This is a genomic window from Streptomyces longispororuber (assembly GCF_024448165.1).
In the GTDB taxonomy this organism is placed as follows: domain Bacteria; phylum Actinomycetota; class Actinomycetes; order Streptomycetales; family Streptomycetaceae; genus Streptomyces; species Streptomyces longispororuber_A.
Genome location: NZ_JAMOLN010000017.1, coordinates 26667 through 46328, shown reverse-complemented (window position 1 = coordinate 46328; position 19662 = coordinate 26667). Strand labels below are relative to the sequence as shown.

General features: G+C 68.6%; 23 protein-coding genes and 1 pseudogene. 13 read left to right on the top strand and 11 right to left on the bottom strand.

The window, feature by feature from the left end; all coding sequences use genetic code 11:
- Positions 1–86 precede the first annotated feature (86 nt).
- Positions 87–1076, top strand: coding sequence for a helix-turn-helix transcriptional regulator (locus tag M4J07_RS07430; protein ID WP_255968646.1), 990 nt, complete (start codon positions 87–89; stop codon positions 1074–1076).
- A gap of 49 nt (positions 1077–1125) precedes the next feature.
- A pseudogene (locus tag M4J07_RS07425) lies at positions 1126–1437 on the top strand (MmyB family transcriptional regulator); the annotation flags it as partial.
- Positions 1438–1713: 276 nt separating this feature from the next.
- Here M4J07_RS07425 and M4J07_RS47850 read toward each other — a convergent pair.
- Complete coding sequence (locus M4J07_RS47850; RefSeq protein WP_305127401.1) at positions 1714–2526, bottom strand: calcium-binding protein; 813 nt, start codon at positions 2524–2526, stop codon at positions 1714–1716.
- A 446-nt stretch (positions 2527–2972) separates the two neighbouring features.
- Between M4J07_RS47850 and M4J07_RS07415 the strand changes: the two genes are divergently transcribed.
- Both M4J07_RS07415 and M4J07_RS07410 read left to right on the top strand, forming a co-directional pair.
- Complete coding sequence (locus M4J07_RS07415) at positions 2973–3329, top strand: hypothetical protein (protein WP_255968644.1); 357 nt, start codon at positions 2973–2975, stop codon at positions 3327–3329.
- A 196-nt stretch (positions 3330–3525) separates the two neighbouring features.
- Positions 3526–4815, top strand: coding sequence for a phospholipase D-like domain-containing protein (locus M4J07_RS07410; RefSeq protein ID WP_255968642.1), 1290 nt, complete (start codon positions 3526–3528; stop codon positions 4813–4815).
- 159 nt (positions 4816–4974) lie between these two features.
- On the opposite strand, the gene M4J07_RS07405 is transcribed toward M4J07_RS07410, so the two are convergent.
- The gene (locus M4J07_RS07405) at positions 4975–5616 is read right to left on the bottom strand and encodes an MBL fold metallo-hydrolase (protein ID WP_255968640.1); all 642 of its coding nucleotides are present in this window, start codon (positions 5614–5616) and stop codon (positions 4975–4977) included.
- Here M4J07_RS07405 and M4J07_RS07400 point away from each other — a divergent pair.
- Positions 5552–6280, top strand: a complete 729-nt coding sequence (locus M4J07_RS07400; RefSeq protein ID WP_308284736.1) for a MarR family winged helix-turn-helix transcriptional regulator — start codon at positions 5552–5554, stop codon at positions 6278–6280. The two genes, M4J07_RS07405 and M4J07_RS07400, sit on opposite strands and share 65 nt — an antisense overlap.
- Before the next feature lie 51 nt (positions 6281–6331).
- Here the strand turns inward: M4J07_RS07400 and M4J07_RS07395 are convergent, their stop codons facing one another.
- Entirely contained in the window at positions 6332–7690 is a 1359-nt protein-coding gene (locus M4J07_RS07395; protein WP_255968636.1) for an FAD-dependent oxidoreductase, read from the bottom strand.
- Positions 7691–7935: 245 nt separating this feature from the next.
- Positions 7936–8799 carry a LysR family transcriptional regulator gene (locus tag M4J07_RS07390; protein WP_255968634.1) on the bottom strand — a complete coding sequence of 288 codons (864 nt, stop codon included), beginning with the start codon at positions 8797–8799 and terminating at the stop codon, positions 7936–7938.
- A 93-nt stretch (positions 8800–8892) separates the two neighbouring features.
- Between M4J07_RS07390 and M4J07_RS07385 the strand changes: the two genes are divergently transcribed.
- Positions 8893–9777, top strand: coding sequence for an aldo/keto reductase family oxidoreductase (locus M4J07_RS07385; RefSeq protein WP_255968632.1), 885 nt, complete (start codon positions 8893–8895; stop codon positions 9775–9777).
- A 118-nt stretch (positions 9778–9895) separates the two neighbouring features.
- Here the strand turns inward: M4J07_RS07385 and M4J07_RS07380 are convergent, their stop codons facing one another.
- Positions 9896–10657, bottom strand: coding sequence for an SDR family oxidoreductase (locus M4J07_RS07380; RefSeq protein ID WP_255968630.1), 762 nt, complete (start codon positions 10655–10657; stop codon positions 9896–9898).
- A gap of 196 nt (positions 10658–10853) precedes the next feature.
- Here M4J07_RS07380 and M4J07_RS07375 point away from each other — a divergent pair, with 196 nt between their 5' ends.
- Positions 10854–11768 (top strand): helix-turn-helix domain-containing protein, encoded by a 915-nt coding sequence (locus M4J07_RS07375; protein ID WP_255968628.1) that lies wholly within the window; start codon positions 10854–10856, stop codon positions 11766–11768.
- A gap of 116 nt (positions 11769–11884) precedes the next feature.
- Entirely contained in the window at positions 11885–12763 is an 879-nt protein-coding gene (locus M4J07_RS07370) for an SDR family NAD(P)-dependent oxidoreductase (RefSeq protein ID WP_308284735.1), read from the top strand.
- A 75-nt stretch (positions 12764–12838) separates the two neighbouring features.
- Here the strand turns inward: M4J07_RS07370 and M4J07_RS07365 are convergent, their stop codons facing one another.
- From M4J07_RS07365 to M4J07_RS07355, 3 genes are all read right to left on the bottom strand, one after another.
- Positions 12839–12955, bottom strand: coding sequence for an SDR family oxidoreductase (locus M4J07_RS07365; protein ID WP_255968624.1), 117 nt, complete (start codon positions 12953–12955; stop codon positions 12839–12841).
- A 196-nt stretch (positions 12956–13151) separates the two neighbouring features.
- Positions 13152–13544 carry a nuclear transport factor 2 family protein gene (locus M4J07_RS07360; RefSeq protein WP_255968621.1) on the bottom strand — a complete coding sequence of 131 codons (393 nt, stop codon included), beginning with the start codon at positions 13542–13544 and terminating at the stop codon, positions 13152–13154.
- Between the two features lie 75 nt (positions 13545–13619).
- Positions 13620–14630: an NADP-dependent oxidoreductase gene (locus M4J07_RS07355; protein ID WP_255968708.1), complete on the bottom strand. Its 1011-nt coding sequence runs from the start codon at positions 14628–14630 to the stop codon at positions 13620–13622.
- A 91-nt stretch (positions 14631–14721) separates the two neighbouring features.
- On the opposite strand from M4J07_RS07355, the gene M4J07_RS07350 reads away from it, so the two are divergent.
- The 4 genes from M4J07_RS07350 (at position 14722) to M4J07_RS07335 (ending at position 16851) form a co-directional block, all read left to right on the top strand.
- Positions 14722–15300, top strand: coding sequence for a TetR/AcrR family transcriptional regulator (locus M4J07_RS07350; RefSeq protein WP_255968619.1), 579 nt, complete (start codon positions 14722–14724; stop codon positions 15298–15300).
- A gap of 153 nt (positions 15301–15453) precedes the next feature.
- Positions 15454–15939 carry a TetR/AcrR family transcriptional regulator gene (locus M4J07_RS07345; protein WP_255968617.1) on the top strand — a complete coding sequence of 162 codons (486 nt, stop codon included), beginning with the start codon at positions 15454–15456 and terminating at the stop codon, positions 15937–15939.
- A gap of 1 nt (position 15940) precedes the next feature.
- On the top strand, positions 15941–16303 hold the full coding sequence (locus tag M4J07_RS07340) for a hypothetical protein (RefSeq protein ID WP_255968615.1): 363 nt from the start codon (positions 15941–15943) through the stop codon (positions 16301–16303).
- Positions 16304–16473: 170 nt separating this feature from the next.
- Complete coding sequence (locus M4J07_RS07335) at positions 16474–16851, top strand: nuclear transport factor 2 family protein (protein ID WP_255968706.1); 378 nt, start codon at positions 16474–16476, stop codon at positions 16849–16851.
- A 404-nt stretch (positions 16852–17255) separates the two neighbouring features.
- Here M4J07_RS07335 and M4J07_RS07330 read toward each other — a convergent pair whose 3' ends face one another.
- From M4J07_RS07330 to M4J07_RS07320, 3 genes are read right to left on the bottom strand one after another with little or no spacing between them, the layout of a single operon-like run.
- Positions 17256–17603 carry a hypothetical protein gene (locus M4J07_RS07330; protein ID WP_255968613.1) on the bottom strand — a complete coding sequence of 116 codons (348 nt, stop codon included), beginning with the start codon at positions 17601–17603 and terminating at the stop codon, positions 17256–17258.
- Entirely contained in the window at positions 17603–18220 is a 618-nt protein-coding gene (locus tag M4J07_RS07325) for an Asp23/Gls24 family envelope stress response protein (RefSeq protein WP_255968611.1), read from the bottom strand. The genes M4J07_RS07330 and M4J07_RS07325 overlap by 1 nt, the downstream gene beginning before the upstream one ends.
- Positions 18217–18801 (bottom strand): RNA polymerase sigma factor, encoded by a 585-nt coding sequence (locus M4J07_RS07320; protein ID WP_255968609.1) that lies wholly within the window; start codon positions 18799–18801, stop codon positions 18217–18219. Before M4J07_RS07320 ends, M4J07_RS07325 begins: the two co-directional genes overlap by 4 nt.
- Positions 18802–19065: 264 nt before the next feature.
- Between M4J07_RS07320 and M4J07_RS07315 the strand changes: the two genes are divergently transcribed.
- A complete protein-coding gene (locus M4J07_RS07315) occupies positions 19066–19572 on the top strand; it encodes an Asp23/Gls24 family envelope stress response protein (RefSeq protein ID WP_255968607.1) in 507 nt (168 codons plus the stop codon).
- The last annotated feature ends 90 nt before the right edge of the window (positions 19573–19662 follow it).

Sequence of the window (19662 nt, the reverse complement as noted above, 5' to 3'; positions counted from 1 at the left end):
CCTTGGTCGTGCTGAAGGCGTGCACGTCGCAGGCTAGGAGAAATAGAGGACAGAATCGGTCCTGTATCCGCGTTAGGTTTGTCCACATGTCCCGACCCACTGGCCGCGTGCTGACACTCCTGGAACTGCTTCAGTCGGGCGGCACCCGCACGGTGGCCGAACTCGCCGACCGGCTCGGCGTCGAAGGGCGCACCGTGCGGCGGTACGTGGGCCAGCTGATCGACCTGGACGTGCCCGTGGAATCGGTGCGCGGCCGTTACGGCGGGTACCGGCTCGCCCCCGGGTACCGCTTGCCTCCGCTCATGCTGAGCGACGACGAGGCGCTGGCCGTGCTGCTCGGCCTGGTCGCCGGTCGCCGGGCAGGGCTGACGGCGGCGGAGCTCACGGCGAACGAGACGGCGTCGGCGAAGATCCGGCGGGTGCTGCCCCAGCACATCGCCCGCCGGCTCGACTCGCTTCTGGAGACTCTCGCCTTCACAGATCAGCCCGGCGAGTTGGACCACGCGGACTCCGGGCTCCTGCTCACCCTCGCCGATGCGGTGCGCCACCGCCGACCGGTCTCGATCCGCTACACCGACCGTGACGGACGGTGCAGCGAACGCACGCTGCACGCGTACGGGATCGTCGCCCATGGGGGCCGGTGGTACGTCACGGGGAAGGACGCCCGGATCGGCGAGGACCGGACCTTCCGGCTCGATCGCATCGCAGACGCGCGGACGCTGCCCGGCTCGTTCGAGGCGCCCGTGGATCCCGCGCCGGCACAGCGCGTGTTGTCAGGGTTCGCCACGGCCGAGTACCAGCATGAGGTGACCTTGCGGATCCACGGGACAGTGGAGCAGATCCGCGCCCACCTTCCCGCCAGTGTCGCGCGCCTGGAGGAGCACGAGCCCTCAGACGGCCGGGACCCGGCAGCCGAGCACTGGCTGCGCGTCGAGCTACGGGCGCAGCAGCTCGACTGGTTGCCGCGGGTACTCGCCTCGCTCGACCGCCCGTTCGTCATCGAGCGCCCCGATGAACTCCGCGACCTCGTCATCGCGCTCGCCGATCGCCTCACGTCCTACGCCCGCCGAGCCTGACAGCGAGCAGCGAGGAACCAGGGTCACCGGGAAGGACCCATGAGTGGGCGTCACCACCGACCTGCACGAAACCCTGGTGGAGAACTCCCTGGCTCTCACCCTGCTCGGCAAGTCCCCGACACACCGCGGCCCGACGGCGAGCTTCGTATACCGCTGGTTCACCGATCCGCGGGCGCGCGAGATCTGCCCTCCCGAGGACCACCCGCACCACTCCCGGGTGTTCGTGGCCGACCTCCAGGCCCCGGCCGCCGGGCGCGGCCGGGACGTGGAGGTCACGAAGATGGTCGCGGTACTGCTCCGCCGTAGCGAGGAGTTCTCGGCTCTCTGGGACACCCACGACGTCACGGTGCGTCGGATGGATCCCTGGCAGCACGACGCCGGAGGAGTTGTCCGCGACGGAATACAGATCGCACCATTGAGCCGCGCCGCCGAAGGCGCCGAGACGCCGAGACACCGCTCGATCAGGCGGGGCGGCGCCCCCGACAGCTTTTGTCCCGGCACCATCGGATCCGCAGGGATACCTCAGAACACGGTGCGACATGGCCGCTCGCGCCTGACGGATCCTCACATCCGAACGGCTCGCTCGGCCTTCGACGCGTCCCCGCGCTTGGCGAACCGTCAACCGCGGGGCTCCCCGTCAGTCCTGGTGCAGCTCGTTCTTGCCGGCACCGCCCGAGAGAAGGTCTGCGCCCGCGCCGCCCCACAGGACGTCGTCGCCGGCTTCGCCATAGAGTTTGTCCCTGCCCGCACCGCCGTAGAGGGTGTCGGCGCCGCCCCGGCCGTGCAAGATGTCGTCGCCGCCGTCACCATGCAGGTTGTTTCCTTCGGCGGTGCCGGTCAAGGAATCGTTCCCGTCCTCACCGAAGCAGTCCTGGCCACAGTGAGTGAGCGTGTCGTCGCCCGGACCGCCGTAGGAGCCGAAGCCGAACGGGCCGCCCCCGCCGTCCAGTTCGTCGTCTCCGCCATCGCCGTACAGCATTGCCGATGCGGACGCCGTGATCACGTCATCGCCCTCGCCGCCATGTACCCCGGCCCACGCACGACTGTCCGGCTCAAGCGCAGCCGTGTCGTCCTGGTCACCGAGGTCGATGTCATAGCTGTCGGAATCATCCGAGTTCTGCGGGATCAGGACGGCGCAACGCACGACGGTGCGGTCGCTCTGCACGGGGTACGTGCACTCGTCCGTGTCCGCCGCGCTCGCGTCGACATCGATGTCGTAGCGGTCGTGGAAGGTGAGGACGTAGTACGCCTCGAACTCACCACGCTCCTCGATCTCTTCGTCGACGGTCAGACTGTTCAGCTGGCCGGGTGCGGCCTTGTACCAGAGCTCGCCGCCGTCGTGGACGACGGTGGCGGGAACCGCGGCGGCCGCTTGGACGGCCGGTGCCGCTAAACCCACGGCGCCGAGGGCGAGGACGGCAGTGGCGGCGAGAGTGCTGTAGACACGCATGCGTGAAGAGTCCTTTGGTATGCCTGGTTTTGGTGGTTCTTGTGTGGTCACGGCGTTAGACCTGGAGTCCATGGGTGGAGTTGCGCGTTCCGTCATGAACAGTGATGGACCAGGCAATGACCAAGATGTGTGCAGCAGGAGGACGACTCGGATGTTCACGCCGTGGCGGCAGTGCGTGGCCGAGCAGGCCGAGTAGTTGGCGCGGCTGGCGCCGACGGCGATCCCTTCAGGGCACCGTTCCAGTGGCCTGTCCCCGCTTACGACTTCCCTCGCCCGCTTCCCTGCTTCCCTGCTTTCTCGTGCAACCCTTGGGCGCCTTTGCGAGTCTCCTGTTTGCCGAACGGTGGGTCACGCCTGGAATGAATTCAGGCAAACGCCTACGGAACGGCACCGCATTGACGCGGGATGTCCGCCGGATGTCCCTGTCCCCAGCAGGAGCTCAACGCATGGCCAAGCACGGACGTCTTCCCGCCCCGCCTCCGATACGCCGCCGCGCCGCCACAGCGAGCGCCGCGGCGGCGCCCCTGGCCCGCGGCTTCCTCGCCGCGTCGGCGCGCACGGTCGGCGCGGCCGCCTCCGTCACGCACCACAAGGCGGATTTCCACGGGGAGGGCTGCGGACACGTCACGTCCGCCGTCGGCAACGCCACTGCGTCCGGGCAGAAGGACACGTGCGACCTGCCCGGTGGCACCGCCATCGCCGACCCCGCGGCCTCCTCGTACGACCGCTGGGGTGCCGCCCTCACCGCGAGCGACATCAACAGCGGCGGTTGCCCGATGTTCGCGGCGAGCGCAAGCAACTGATCGCAATCCATGAGCAGTTCACCAGGCCGGGTGACGTGCGAGTCCGTCACACCGAACTGCCGGACAGACCTGTGCCGCGACGCAGGCTGCCAGACCCTTCTCGGCGATCAGTCATTGGTCGACCAGCACAGCACCACCCCGACTCGTCATCGTCACCAGCCCAGCGAAAGGCCCGTCCATGAAGCGAACGCTCACGTTGATCACCGCGCTGGCCGTCACCGCGCTGTCGCCGACAACGGCGCACGCGGCGGTCAAGAAGGCCAAGAATCCGCTCAGTTGTGAGTCTCGGACGTTCACCTCGAGACCGGGCCCGACCTTCAACGACCCGGAGGACCCCGACGCCCAGATGAACGTCATGGGTCCGATCATCGAATCGATCAACAGCGCCGGCTGCGGGCAGACCATACGCGTCGCCATGTACTCGATAGGCAACACGCAGCCGGGCCCGGATTTCGCCAATGCCCTGATAGCCGCGCACCAGCGCGGCGTCATCGTCAAGGCGCTGATGGACTCTCACAGCGACAATGCGATCTGGCAGTCGATGGTCACCGAGTTGGGCAACGACCCGCAGGCCTCCAGCTTCGCCGCGATGTGTCCGGGCGGCTGCCTGACCCACTACTCCGGCTCTGCCCTGCACGCGAAGTACTACATGCTCAGCGGCGGGAGCGACGCGAACAGGACGGTGACCGTCAGCAGCGCCAACCCCACCTCCGCCCAGGCCAGGACCGCGTGGAACAGTGGCTTCACCGTCAAGGGCAACGTCGACCTGTACAACTCCTATCTCCGCTACTTCACAGCCATGTCCAAGGGAGCACTCAACGGCCCGGGCCCGCTGGTGCCGGACTACTACAACACCACCAGCGGCACGGACGCCAGGACGACGCTGTCCCCGCCTTCCTACCAGTGGCCCAAGGCGCGGAGCAGAAGCGACACCTGGGTCGACTTCCTGAACAACATCAAGGCGCCGGCCACGGTCAACATCGCCATGTTCCAGTGGACCTCTCACGGGGAGCCGGGCGACCGGAACTACCTGGAACTGCCGAAGAAGCTGGTGAGCCTGGCACAAACCGGCGTCAAGATACACATACTCTTCACCGCCGGCCAGGTTGATGCCAGCGTGCAGAACTACCTCAAGGACCGGCCGAACATCGACGTGCACGACACCACCCGCGGCACCGACGCGAACGGCAATGCTCTGCACTACACGCACAACAAGTACATGATGGTCAGCGGCGGTTACGCGGGTGCGACCGACTCCAGAATCGTGTTCGTCGGCTCCTCGAACTGGACGAGCAACGGAATCTGGCACAACGACGAGTCGGACCTGAAGCTGACCGGCCAGTCCAGCTACGACGCGTTCATGACGGACTGGCAGAACCAGTACGACCGCTGCTGCGGGACGGTGGCACGGCAGTTGACCTCCGAGGAGCGCGCGGAGAACACGGCACGCGAGATTCCGATCGATCCGAAGCAGATCCAGGAATAGACATGCTCGGCCCCCCACCCCCCACCGGTCGCTTGCTGAACCCGGCCGTCTGACCGCACGCAACTGTCGGCGGCCGAACGCGTGCAAGATCAGGATCGGCAGCGTTCGGCCGCGCATCTGGGGACACAGCGGGGGCGCGGCTGGTCCGCTCCGCACGGCTCATACAGTGATGGTGTCGCCCTCCGGGAGGATGGTCAGGGGCACGTCGGTCAGCGCCGCGGGGCTCAGGAACCGAGCCATGGACTCCTGTCCGGTGCGGCTGAGCATGATCTCGTGGATCTGGACGAGTCGGCTGGGCGCGACCTCGCGAACGTAGTCGGCCGCTTGGCCGAGTTGGGTCCATGGTCCGCTGGTGGGCAGCAGCAGCGTGTCGACAGGTGCGGGGGGTACGTCGTATGCGTCGCCGGGGTGGTAGAGGCGGGCGTCGACGAGATAGCCGACGTTGGCGACGCGAGGGATGTCACGGTGGATCGGGGCATGCAGTTCGCCGGAGACCATTATGTCGAAACCAGCGACTTCGAAGCAGTCGCTCGCCGTGACCGCGGTGACCTGGCGGCGCCGGGCCGCCCACCGTTCCACCACTGAGGCCGGCCCATAGACCTGCAGGCCGGGGCGGGCGTCCAGGGCCCGGGCGATCAGCTCTTCGTCGAAGTGGTCGAAGTGGTCGTGCGTGATCAGCACGGCGTCAGCGGCCGCCACCACCTCTTTCGCGTCGGGGGTGAACGTCCCGGGGTCGATGGCGATCCGTCCACCGTCCTTGACCAACGACACACATGCGTGGGCGTGCTTGATCAGCTGCACTGTCGTACTCCCATCGGTGGGTGGCTGCACGGGCCCCAGCGGCTCGGCCTCTGATGTGCAGGCCCTTGATATGCAGGGTTCACTGCACAATATATACAGTGCACCCTGCACTACAGGGAACCCTGTAATACAGTGCTCCCTGTACGACCTTGCTAAGCTGGCAGGCGTGAAGGATGCGCCCTCAAAGCCACCAGCCCCCCTCCCCCACCAATTGGCCGCCCAACTCCGGCAAGTTGTCGGCACCCTGGTCCGCAGCACCCGTACCGTCGACCGGCTCGCGTCCGTCCCAGCTGCGGTGCTCGGCCTCCTCGACACACGGGGGCCGATGACCACGGCCGACCTGGCGGCGGCCCGCGGAGTACGTCACCAGACGACCGCCACGACCGTCAGGGAACTGACCGAGGCAGGCTTCCTGGCCGCACGGCCGGACCCGGGCGACGCCCGCCGGAAGGTTCTCACCCTGACGAAGGCAGGAAAGAAGGCCCTCGACACGGACCGTCGTCAGCGAGTCGGTGTACTCGCCGACGCGATGGAGAAGACGCTGGACGAGGACGACCGCCGCGCCCTGGCCCACGCCCTCGACCTCGTCGAGCGGATCAGCGACAGCATCCAAGCCGACCAACCCTGCGCCGAACAGCGCGAGTTCAACACTGGAGCATGGTGAAGGTCGCGGCGCGGCCACCCGCTTCGGGCGTCGGCTCGGGGATCGCCCGGCTCAGACTGCGGGTTCCTCCGGTGTCGTCGGCGGTTCGGTGGGCGTCGGCGTGAGAGGCCCGAAGAGCACGGCCCGGACTACAGATGGCGCGAACAGGCTGGTGACGGGCGCGCAGAGGTCCAGCACGGCGCGGAAGGCGGATCCCACCAGAGGATCGGCGAGGTAGCGCTCCATGACGCGCTGCAGGTACCAGTTGGCGGCGCGGTCCGCCGGCCCGGCGGCCGCGGCCGTACCCACCGCTCCCGGCATGAAGCGGTCCGCCCCGGCGGAGATGTCCCATGCCTGCTGGGAGGCTTCGAGAAGCGCTTCCTGCACGCGCCGCGTGGTGGGAGTCCGCCGTGGATCGGCCAGGGCGTCGCGCAGGGCGACCGCACTCATCGCGGCGACGGCCATCCCTTGCCCGTAGACCGGGTTGAACGTGCACAGGGCGTCGCCGGTGGCGAGGAATCCAGCCGGTCGGCGGCCGGGCAGGTCGTAACGGCGGCGAATGTTCGCCGTCCGCCGATAGCCGAACGCCGACGAAACGGGTTCAGCCTCGTCCATCCACCGATGCAACAGCGGATGCGGCAGCCTCTTCTTGACGTACGCCACGAACTGCTCGTCGTCCGTCGGCGGTTCGTCGTCGCGCAGGCCCGAGACGATGACCAGATGGGTGCCGTCCTCCAACGGCAGCGCACCACCTGCGTGGGTCTGAGCAGGGCTGGGATAGACGTAGTAACCCCGGGTGTCACCATCGAGGACACCACCCTTGCCGCGGTAGACACGGGAGGAGTACGCGAGCCCCGTGTCGATGGTCTCCTCGTGCGCGGCTTCGGCCCCGATCGCCTCCAGCCACTGGCGGGCCTTCGTGCCCCTGCCGGACGCATCCACGACCAGGTCCGCCTCAAGGGCCCGTTCCTTGCCGCGAGAGGCGCCGGAGCGGTCCCGCAGCAGCACGCCCCGTAAGCGCGAGGCGTCACCGAGGAACCCGACGACGTCGGTGCCCTCCACCACGTCGATCACCGGATGGGCGAGGACGCGCCGCCGCACCAGCTCCTCCAACTGCGCGCGGGAACCGGTAAAGATGTGCGACATCGTCGGCAGCCGTCGGAACCAACGCCCGTCCTGCCACTGCACCATGTCCGAGGGCATGCCCACGCGCGGCGCCCGCGCCGCCCGCAGCTCCGCCAGGAAGCCCGGCAGCAGCGACTCCAGCGCCAACTGCCCGCCCTCCAGCAGGACATGTGGATGCCGGGCCTGCGGCACGCCTGACCGATGTCCCGCACCGTCCTGGAACCGGTCCCGCTCGACGACCGTCACCCGGTCGGCATGCTCGGCCAGGACGTACGCGGCGAGCAGCCCCGCAAGGCTCCCACCCACAACAACAGCGTGTCGCGCACCCCGTTTCCCGACCGGACCCGGACGACTTGCCCTCCGCCTGAATTCCACTGATCCGCTCCCCCAGCCTCTCAAGCCTCTTAATCGTCAGACAGACCCAGTATCCCGCTATCCAGGACGAGTTGGGGTCCGACAGCGTTCATGCGGTCAGCCGCAGACAGCGGCGTCACCTGGTGGCGCCGGTGGGGACGGTGGTCAAGCGCGCCGGGATGAAAGGTGGCGGCAGGTCATAGCCGTGTTGCCGTGCGGATCAGTCCGGCGAGAGCGAGGGAGCGGCTGTGCGCGGGCCAGGCGATGTGGGTGACGACGGGGGGTGCGTCGGTCAGGGGGACGGCGGTGTGCTCGGCCCACAGCCAGGCGCGGGCCGAGTCCGGGAAGACGGCCACGGTGCGTCCGAGGGCGATCAGCTGGGCCAACTGCGTCTGGTCGTGGATCTCGGGGCCCGGGCCGGGAGGGTACGTGCCCCGGCGGGACCAGCGGGCGAGCGGAAGATCGGGGATGTCGCTGATGTCGGTCAGGGACAAAGCCCGCTGCGCAGCGAGGCGATGCCCGGCCGGCAGGACAGCGATCTGCCCCTCCGTCATCAGTTCCTCGCTGTCGAAGCCGGCGAGGGAGTTGAACGGCGCGTGCATGAGCGCCACGTCAGCACGGCCATCGCGCAGCATCCCTTCTTGATCACACGTGCCGCTCGGCAGCACCTCGATGTCAACGGCGTCGGGCTCGGCCGCGTAGGCATCGAGGAGCTTGTGCAGGAGTTCGTGAGACGCGCCGGCCTTCACCGCCAGTACCAGACGCTTTCGGGGGCCGCCCGACATCTGGGCGCCACCGGCGCGCTGGGTGCGGCGAGCGGCAGCGGTGGTCGCGTCGAGGGCCGCGCGGCCCTCGTGCAACAGCACCTCCCCGGCGTCGGTCAGAGAGACGCCGCGGCGGTTGCGTTCCAACAGGGAGACGCCGAGCCGTCTCTCCAGCTGCTGAATCGCCCGGGACAGCGGTGGCTGGGCCATGCCGAGGCGCTCGGCGGCACGACCGAAGTGCAGTTCCTCCGCGACGGCCATGAAGTACCTCAGCTCGCGGGTCTCCAAGGTGTCCATGACCACAAGGTAGCCCGGTGATACCCACCAGGTATGACAGGGCGCCGTATCGGTATTGGAAGAAGCACGTGTCCGCGAGCGAGCATCGACGACATGAGCGAAACCACGAGCACACCCTCCGCATCACCGGCCGGCGGCACATGGCCCCTGGGCGACCTGACCGTCACCCGCTTCGGCTACGGCGCCATGCAGCTCGCAGGCCCCGGCGTCATGGGACCGCCTGCAGACCGCGACGGCGCTCTCGCCGTCCTGCGCGAAGCCGCCGCCCACGGGATCACCCACATCGACACCGCGGGCGCCTACGGACCACGCGTCACCAACCGGCTGATCCGTGAAGCGCTGCACCCCTATTCCGCATCGCTGCACATCGTGACCAAGGTCGGCGCGGTCCGCGATCAGCAGGGCGGCTGGCCTCCGGCCCGGGAGCCCGACGAGCTGCGCCGCGCCGTCCACGAGAACCTCGAGGATCTCGGCCTCGATGCGCTCGACGTGGTCAGTCTCCGGCTCGGTGACGCGCAGGGTCCCCGGCCCGGCTCGCTCGCCGAGCCCTTCGAGACCCTCGTCGAACTCCAGCGGCAGGGCTTGATCCGGCACCTCGGAGTAAGCAACGCGACGGTGGAGCAGGTTGCCGAGGCTCAAGCGATCGCGCCGATCGTGTGCGTGCAGAACATGTACAACCTCGCCCACCGCCAGGACGACGAGCTGATCGACGATCTCGCCGATCAGGGCATCGCCTACGTGCCCTTCTTCCCGCTCGGCGGCTTCTCCCCGCTGCAGTCCACGGCGCTTTCCGCCGTGGCCGACCGGCTTGATGCCACGCCGATGTCGGTCGCCCTGGCCTGGCTGCTGCGGCGATCCCCGAACATCCTGCTCATCCCCGGCACCTCGTCGGTGGCACACCTGCGCGAGAACATCGCCGGGGCGGGGCTCTCCCTCTCCGAAGACGACCTCGCCGAGTTGGACAAGATCGGCCACTAGCAGAACGAAGCTCCTGGAGATGGGCATCCGGTCCGCCACGTGATTGCGGGCCAGAACCGGATCGCCCACGACCAGAGCACCGCCTGTGCCATGGGGCCGCCAATCGGGCGGAAGCCCGTCAGGCTTGACGGCTCGGGAGCATCGTCAGGGCCTGGGAGCGCTGGGCGACGAGGTCGTCGTAGGTGCCGTCACGCTCAGCCCAACGGTGCACGAGGACCTGCTTCACGAGGATTTCGTGAGGGGTGGGGTTCTGCGAGAGCAGGTCCATGATCTCGGTGACGAAGTCGTCGAGCGGCAGCGCGTGCGGGTTCACCTTGTCCTGTCCTGCCGTGGCCACGGCAGGGGGAACGAGTTCGACAACGTCGACACCCGTGCCGTCGAGCTGCGCGCGCAGCGCCTCGGAGTAGGCGTGCACCGCGGCCTTCGAAGCGGCATAGCTGGGCATGGGCGGGAACGGCAGGAAAGCGATACCGGAGGTGACGGTGATGAACGTGCCGGCACCCTGCCGGATCAGGTGCGGGGTGAAGGCGTCGATGACCCGGATGGTGCCGAGCAGGTTGGTGCCGATCGTCGTTGCCGCATCGTCGAAGTGCGCAGGGTCGCGCAGGTCCTCCAGGAGCATGACGCCTGACATCGTCACCACGGTGTCGAGCTCGGGGTATCGGGCGAGCACGGCGTCACGGGCAGCTGCGACGGAGGCACCGCTGGTGACGTCGACGCTGATCGTGCCGAAGCCCTCCTCGGCGAGCTCCGCAAGTGCTTCCGGGCTGCGGCCGCCAACGGCCACGGTGCTGCCTGCCGCAGCGAACCGCCGGGCCAGTTCTCGCCCGATACCGGAGGTCCCGCCGGCAATGAAGACGGTGCGGTCGGAGAGATCCACGAGATCTTTCCCTTCAGTTCAGTCCAGGGCGCCGACGGCGCTGAGGCCCGCGGCGCAGACAGTGGTGCTCGCTGTCTCTGTGGAAACAGTGCTGTCGCAGTCTTGACGGCATCCGCCCGGATGCGGCAGGTCCCTCGTCTTCCCTGGTCCTGACAGGGCCCCCTCTGAGACACGCTTACCGCCTTACGGTGTCGGTATGAAGGATGAGGAATCCGGTAACCGGCTCGGCAGCTATCTTCGCGCCCGACGCGAGCTGGTCTCCCCGGCCCAGGCAGGGCTCCCGCCCGGCGGCAACCGGCGCGTCCCCGGCCTGCGCCGCGAGGAAGTCGCACTGCTCGCCGGGATCAGTCCCGACTACTACCTGCGCCTGGAACGGGGCCGCGACAAGAACCCCTCACCACAGGTCCTCGAATCACTCGCGCGCGTCCTGCACCTCGACGACGTCGAACAGACGTATCTCCTCGGCCTCGCGGCGGCACGCCCCAGGACGCCGCGCCGCAAGCGCCCCGAACACGTACCGGCACGGGTGCACGAGTTGCTCGCCCACCTCCAGATCCCCGCGTTCGTCGAAGGGCGCGCGTTCGACGTCCTGGCCTCCAACCCCATGGCCGTCGCCCTCTCCCCCCGCCTGCGACCTGGCCAGAACCGGCTCCGGTCCCTCCTCCTCGATCCCGAGGAACGGTCCTTCCACCAGGACTGGACGAAAGCCACCGCAGAGTTCGTCGCCGCCCTGCGCACCACCATCGGAGACGACACGCAGAACCCCCGGTTCGTCGAGCTGGTCGGCGAACTCGCGCTGTCCAGTCAGCGGTTCCGTACTCTGTGGGCCCGCCACGACGTCCGAAGTCTCGATGGCGGCACGACGACGATCCATCACCCTGTCGTCGGTGAACTCCGCCTCCACCGCGACAAGCTCGCCCTCGACGATGTCATCCTCGTCGTCTACTACCCCGACAAGGACAGCGACAGCGACGAGAAGCTGCAGCTGCTCGCCGCACTCTCACACCCCGATTCCGCCGGCACAGCACACGACGGACCGGTGGACGGACCGGTGGACGACCCGCGCCGAGAGACACCTGACGAACAGGCACTGTCCCGACGTCGCGATTAGGGCGGCTGGGGAGGCAGGGCGGGCCAACTCCCTTCTGCAGCCGGCCGCTTAGAAGATCTCCACGGTCCGCGGGTACGGCCGGCATCCCGGCCGTGGAGAGCTCCGTTTATGAGTCCATGAAGGAATGGGGAACGGGAATGGCACGCAAGGCAGTCGTCACGGGTGGGACCGGGGGAATCGGGCTTCATGTGGCCGTGCAGCTACAGGGACAGGGGTTCGAGGTCACCGTCATCGGCCGGGACCCCGGGCGTGGGCAGGATGCGGTGGTCAGGATCGGGGGTGCCGCTCGCTTCATCCAGGCCGACCTCTCGTCGCTGGACGAGGTCCGGTCGGTGGGTGCGCGGCTCGCGGATGAAGGCCCGTTACACCTGTTGGTCAACAATGTGGGCGGTATGTGGTCGACGCGCCGGGAGACCGTCGACGGGATCGAGGCCGGCTTCGCGCTCAACCACCTGTCTCCCCTCGTCCTGACCACGGCTCTGCTCGACGCCCTGCGAGCGGGTGCGCCGAGCCGGATCGTCAACGTCACTTCCTCGTCGATCACGGCGGCGGTGATCGACGGGCTTCCGACCTATGAGGACGTCGAGCAGACCGGCGGCGGCTACTACGGCATGGCGGTGACTGGCCGGGCCAAACTCGCACACCTCGCCCACACTCTGGACCTGGCCGAGGAGTTGAGCTCCAGTGGAGTGTCCGTGTTCGCCGTGGACCCCGTCGGCCCAGGGGCGGTGAAGACGCCGAACAGCGCGGAGATGACCCCAGAGATCCTCCCGCCCGCCATCCGCGGATTCTGGGACCAGATCCGGGACGGCATGAGGTCCCCCGCCGATGTCGCCGGCTCGATCGTCACCGCGGCGACCGATCCGGCCTTCGACGACACCACCGGTGTGGTCCTCGGCCCCGACGCAGCGCCGTCCCAGGACCTGGTGAAGTTCCTGACTCCGGAGATCTCGGAATCGGTCCGCGCGCTGACCCACCGAGTACTCACCGGCTGAACCTGTTCCACCCCCCGGCGTGGCCGCCATGCCGGAAGGTCGGCATGGCGGCCACGCCGCTGCGCGCCAGCACGTTCAGATACCGAGACTGAGTCCGAGCCCGCCGGCGACCGCGACCTCCTGGCCGGTGACGTAGCCCGCGGCGTCCGATGCGAGGAAGGCAACTGGCTCGGCCACCTCCTCGCTGGTCACGAACCCTCGCCGCCCTCAAGGGCCAGTACTTCACCTTGCGGCTTTGCCGATGCCGCTCGTGCCGCCGGTTATGAGAGCTGTGGGCATGGAGGGCTCCATGGTCGATGGGACATGTGTGCAGTGGGTAGCGTCTGGTGTGAGGTGACACCAGGTGTGCAGGGCCTGCGTACCTGCCGGTGTGGGCTGATGAACACCCCTACTGGGCGTGAGCGGGGCCTTGGCCGACCCCGGGCCGACCGCTGTCGAGGGCCAGAGCGGTCTCCTCGATCCGGACGAAGCGGCCGTCGGGGTCTCGCTCCGCGAACACGTACACCTCTTGACCGGCCCGTTCCCCGTCACGTTGAACCAGCTCGACGATGTGCCGCTCCGCGTAGCTGTTGCCGTCGGTGAGCTCGTCCAGAACGGTGACCGTGACGTGCTCGACGGATTCCCGGAGCTGGACGACGCGCGCGAGGAACCCCGAGCGGTCGTCCCACGTTCCGTTCACGCGCTGCCGGAAGGCAGGAGCGAAGTGCCGGTCGACCGCCTCGTCCGCCGCCAGTCGCCGGTTGTTGAACAGGTCGTCGATGGCGTCCTTGAGTGTTGTCATCGGAAGTCCTCCTGTCGGCGTGAGCGATTCGTTCTCGTCGCGCAGTCTGCGAACGGCTCGTCGAACGGCTCGCCTTCACACCGCCGTGAGGACGATCTTGCCTTCGATGTGTCCGCGAGCAGCGCGTTCGTGTGCCTTTCGGGCGTCCGCGAGCGGGAACGTGCTGTCGATGGCGACCCGGAGCACACCCTTGCCGAGCAGGTCTCCGAACTCTTCGAGCTGAGGGCCGTTCGACCGCACCTGAGTGCCCGAGGTCGTGACACCCAGCCGCGCGACCTCCGCGGAGTCGTAGGCGGCGACGAACACGTAGCACAACGCGCCACCGCGCTTGAGCGTGCGCAGGAAGCGGCTGCTGCCGGGGCCGCCGACGGTGTCGAAGACCAGGTCGACGTCACGAACGGCTTCCTCGGGACGAGTCCTGGTGTAGTCGACGAACTCGTCCGCGCCGAGGTCGCGCAGGAACTGCTCGTGCGCGCCCGAGGCGACCGCGATGACACGTGCGCCCTTCCACTTGGCGATCTGCAGCCCCAGGTGCCCCACGCCGCCGGCGGCGCCGTTCACCAGCACCGTCATCCCCGCGTCGAGCGGCACCGGGCGGTGCTGCGCCTCTTGAAGCGGGTTCGGGTGGTCGTGCCCGAGCTCGACCAGGTGCTGCCACGCGGTGAGTCCTGACATGGCCACCCCCGCGGCGTGCACGTGATCGACGCCGGCCGGCTTGCGGGCGAGGTCGGAGGCGGGCGCGGCCACGTACTCGGCGTATGCGCGGCCGTCGAAGCTGGGGAAGCGGAGCATGCCGAAGACTTCATCGCCGACGGAGAAGCGGTCCACGTCCGCGGCGACGCCCACGACGACGCCGGACACGTCCGACCCCGGAATGACAGGGAAGCTGACAGGCGGCCTCAGCTCCGGAGGTATGCCGGGCATCCCGTCACGCAGGTACCAGTCGGGGGGATTGAGGCCGACCGCGTGAACCCGGACAAGCACGTGGCCCGGCTTCAGCTCCGGAACCGGCACGTCTTCGTACCGCAGCACCTCAGGACCACCGAACTCATGCAGCCGGATGGCCTTCATCGTGTTGGCCGACATCGTCTCTTCCTCGTTCCCGCTGATGGGATAGGCTTTCCGTAGCAGCGCTACGAATATACGTAGCACTGCTACGCTTGTCAAAGGAAGGCATATGAGAGCCGACGCCCGGAAGAATCACGACCACCTACTCGCCGTCGCACGCGTCGCCGTCACAGAGCAGGGCGCCGACGCATCCCTGCGCGACATCGCCCGCAGGGCCGAGGTCGGCCTCCCCACGCTGTACCGCCACTTCCCGACGCGAGAGGCGCTGCTCGACGCTTTGCTCCGCTCGAGCTTCGACGACCTGGCCGAACAGGCGACCGAGCTGGAAGGAGCGAGCTCGCCCGAGGGCGCTCTTGTCACGTGGCTGCGCGAATGCGTCGCGGTCGCACGTGAGTACCGGGGCGTCACCGAGCTGATGGCTGCCGCCATCGAGGACCCCGAATCCGCACTCCACGCCTCCTGCGTCACCATGCGCGCGGCAGGCACGCGGCTCCTCACTCGCGCCCAGACCGAGGGCGCGGCGCGAACCGATATCGACGGCACAGAGCTGTTCGCCCTGATCGCAGCCCTCGCATGGCTCGGCGACCAGCCCTCGTTCGCACCGCGCGCCGATCACCTCTTCGAGGTGATCGCGAGCGCGATCCTCACGGATCAGGCAGGCAAGAGCATCCGACACGGGCGCCGCTGACCTTCGATTCCTCGTGCCGGCGACGCCCGGCTGGGCCTGTTCAGAACCTCAAGGCAAGGGTGAGGGTTCACTCGAGTTGCGCATGAGCAACCACTCACAGTTTAAGAACGGTCGTTCTTGACTACTCGTTCCTAAACTATGTACGGTCAGGACATGGGAAGACCTCGATCATTCGACACGGACCAGGCGGTGAGCGCCGCAGCCGCTCTCTTTGCTGCCAGCGGGTACGAGGGAACCTCCATTGACGACCTGACCGTCGCCACGGGCATGCACCGAGGCAGCCTCTACAACGTCTTCGGTTCCAAGCGGAGCCTGTACCTGAGGGCACTCCGCGCCCACCTGGACCACGAGATCCTGCCCAGTACGGCCGCGATCGGTTCTCTCCCCGATGCCGAACAGGCGCGCTCGGCGGCCGTCGCCGCGTTCGACAACGGTCCGGCCGCCGGATTCCTTCTCCTTGCCGCAGTGGAACGCGCACCGAAGGACCCCGACGTCGCGGACCTGGTGGCAGAGGCGTTCACCGCCCTGGAGGACGCCCTGCGCAGCGCCCGAGCCGCCGACCCGCCGCACGAGGCCGCCACCGTCCTCGGTAACCGCCTGCGCCTGCGTGCCCGCCCGACCACTTCACAGGAGGAGTGACATGGCAAACGTTGATGTCGATCGCACACGGGGCATGCTGACGGTGCAGTTGACCGGTCTCGACCGGCTGTGGGCCCTCAAGAGCCGGGTGGAAGTGCCGCTCACCCAGGTCCGCGGCGCCACCCACGACCCCGGCATCGCGCATGAGCACAAAGGAGCCAAGGTCGGTGGCACCCACATGCCCGGCGTCATCACAGCGGGACGATTCCGCCGTCACGGCGACATGATCTTCTGGGCTGTCCGCAAGCCGGCCAACGCCGTCGTCGTCGAACTCACCGACGGCGCCCCGTTCCGCCGCCTCGTCGTCGAGACCGACGACCCGCGAGCCACCGTCGCCCTCGTCGAAGGCGCCATCCCGAACTGACCCGCCGGCCGCACACCTGCCGTACACCGACAGGCTCCACAACACCCGCAACAAGGCACGTCAGATCTCGAACGCGGTCTCAGCCTTCTCCCAACCTCATAGGCGTTCCAGTCATGTTGGGAGACGGCTGGTGGGACCGGCGCACACGAAACGGCTGGTATTACTGGGGTATGCAGGAAGACGCCGCACGCTCCGCGATCGACACGTTCATCTCCGCGTTCAACGCCTCGGACGACACCTACGTGACTTCCCTACTCTCCCAGGCCCTCACGTCAGACGTGGTCTTCTGGGGACCGTTGGGTCGCAGCGAGGGAATCGCCGCAGTCGAGCGGTTCGTGCTGGACATCCGGCGCCACCCGGCGGGAACCGGCACGATGGTGCGCTGCTCGGCTGTGGACATGCCTGACGAATGGGCCCGGTACCAGTGGGTCTTCACCACGCCTGGTGGAGGGCCCCGCCTGGCGGGCACGGACGTCGTCCATCTGCGACGAAGCCTCATCGACCAGATCATCGTCTTCGCGGGGGAGATCGAGCCTTCCGCCCCCTGAGGCATCCTTCTGCCGCTGCCCTTCTCCGCAGCACCCTGCCGCGGCCATTGCCTCGACTCCGGATCCGCCCGGCGTCACTCCGCGCGTGGGCGGGTTGGACGAATACGTCCAGCGCAAGGGAACTGTGCACGCGCTCCGACGCCTACGGGACGTGGCTCACGCCCCATAGGCGACCGTGAGCGTCTCCGCGAGCACCGCCCACAACGGCCAGGCGAACTGGCGACCATCACCGAGGAATTGCTCGCGTCGAAGCGCGACGCCACACGCTGGGACGGGGCGCGCCTCACGTAGGCGGAGCGCAAGGGCGGGTGATGGTCCTGGCTACGGCCACCGCCAGTCCTTCCGGCCAGGCCGGAACTGGCAGGACGGACCTGCCAGGCCTGAACTGCCGTGTGCACGGCCGGTCAGATCATTCCCGTAACAGTGACCGTGACACGGACCGTCGCGTTCTCCGACGCGGCGGACGCCACGCAGGTCGTGACCGCCCGGCGAGCGGCGCGCGCCACGTCCACCGCGCGGGTCCGGCTGTACGCGACGAGCTTGATGTCGATGTGCCACGTTCCGTCGGGGTGCTGCGGACGCACGAGTCGCACCCCGGGCGGAGCCGCCGTATGGCTGGTCCGCTCCGGCGTGGCCAGGGCGGAACGCAGTCGCCCGGCCAGATCCGGCTTGAGGAAGGCCACCCCCGGCACGTCCGTCACGGCGCGGGCGATCTCCTCGACGAGGGTGGCGGGAGTGGAGGTCCTGGTCATCAGTCGCGACCTTCCTGGCCGTCGGCGGAGCTGTCGATGAGGTCGGTGACACGGATGTCCACGGAGGCGACCGGCATGCCCAGGTCGCGGTCCGCCGCGTGGCCGACCTGCGCGCGTACGTCGTCGGCGAGGGCGGCCAGGGCGACGCCGGACGGCGCATGGATCTCCATGCGGACCTCGACCCCGCCTTCGCCCTGCTCAGGCGAGGGCCGAAGGCGGCAGGATCCAGCCCGCACCCCAGGCACTGTCTCGGCGGCCGCGCGCAGTTTCCGTGCGGCGACCGCCTCCATGACCCACAGGTCCTCATCCGGTTCACCGAGGGGCAGCGGACGGCCGGGACGCAGTTCCAGCCGGACGACATCCATGACCCGGCGGGTCAGTGAGGCCGCGTCCGGGGCCGCGCCGTCCCAGGACTCCTCGCGCAGGCCGCTCATCGCCGACTGCAACTGGTCGAGGTCGTGTACGGCGGCGCCGCAGTGCGGGCATTCGTGCAGGTGCGGGTCGTCCGCCTGGTCCTCCCACGCGGTCCAGACTTCCGACAGCAGGCGACCGCACGGCAGTCGCTCGTCCTCGGTGGCGTCGGTGGGTGTGTTGGGCGGGTCGGTGTGAGCGGTCATCGCCAGGCCCCCAGTGCTTGCGTCAGGCATCGTCGTGCACGGAAGACACGGGCGCGGACAGCCTCCTGGCTGATTCCGACCGCGTCCGCGATGAAGTCGTACGGTCTGCCGTCCAGTTCGCGCAACACCCAGCACGCGCGTTGTTCGGCCGACAGCAGATCGAGGGCTTCGCGCAGCTCCCGTACGGCGTCCCGGGCCTCGGTGATCCGGGCCGGTGAGACCGCGTGCTCGGGTGCGGGTACCTGCCCCGCCGTCTCCAGCGGTGCGACCGGCTTGCGCGCGCGCAGGATGTTCAGACAGCGGTTGGTGACGATGCGATACGTCCAGGTACCGAACGAGGACGTGCCCTGAAACTCGGGCAGCCGCCGCCACGCGCTGATGAACGCGTCCTGCACGGCGTCCTCGGCCTCCGTTCGCGAGCCCAGCAGGCGGGTGGCCAGCCGGATCAAGGACGGTGCGTGCCGCTGCACGAGCACGGCGAAGGCGTCCTCGTCGCCCTCCGCGGCCCGGATGGCCAGCAACCCTTCGTCGCCGGTGCTCCGGGTGTCCGGCGGCTCGGTGTGTCTGCGGACCCCCGCCACTGGGTGGCTCCTCTCGTCGCGTTCTGACAGTTGGACACACTCAGGCAGATGTCTGTGACGCACTTCGGGGGAATCAGCGCCCGGCAGGTCTGCCCGCCCCCTTCGGAGCACAGGGCCGGGGGCGTGGCCGCCACGGCGTGACCGTTCACTCCAACGAGGCGCCGACGCGGTCGGAGAATTCTTCACGCTCACGCGTCACAGACGCATCCGGAGCGGGTCTAGGGAGATAAGGGCAACCGACCACTCCAGGAAGAAGGACTCGTCATGGGTACGCAGACACAGAGTGTTCCGACGGCCACGAGCATCCCGACCGAACGGGCCGGCGGTCCGGCCCGGACGACAGCGGTATCCGCCGGCGCGGCGGGTGCCGACCAGCCTGCCTCCGAGCGCGGCAAGACCTCCATCGCCGACGTCGTCGTGGTGAAGGTGGCCGGTATCGCCGCCCGGGAGATTCCGGGGGTCCACGACATGGGCGGTGGCCTGTCGCGCACCATCGGCGCCGTGCGCGACCGGGTGCCGGGCGGCAGGCCGAACGTCGGCCGTGGAGTCAAGGTCGAGGTCGGCGAGCGGCAGACGGCCATCGACATCGATCTGGTGGTCGAGTACGGGGTGCCGGTCGCGGACCTGGCCCGCGGCGTACGGGAGAACGTGATTTCCGCCGTGGAACGCATCACGGGCCTGGAGGTGGTGGAGGTGAACGTCACGATCAATGACGTCCACCTGCCCGAGGACGACGCCGACGCACCGGCCGCGGAGAACCGCGTGGAGTAGAGGTCGGACGTACGCACGGGCCGCAGGGGCGAAGGCCGTCCAGGTCTGCCGACAGTCAGGGACCAGGGCGGTCGTGCCCCTGGTCAAGAG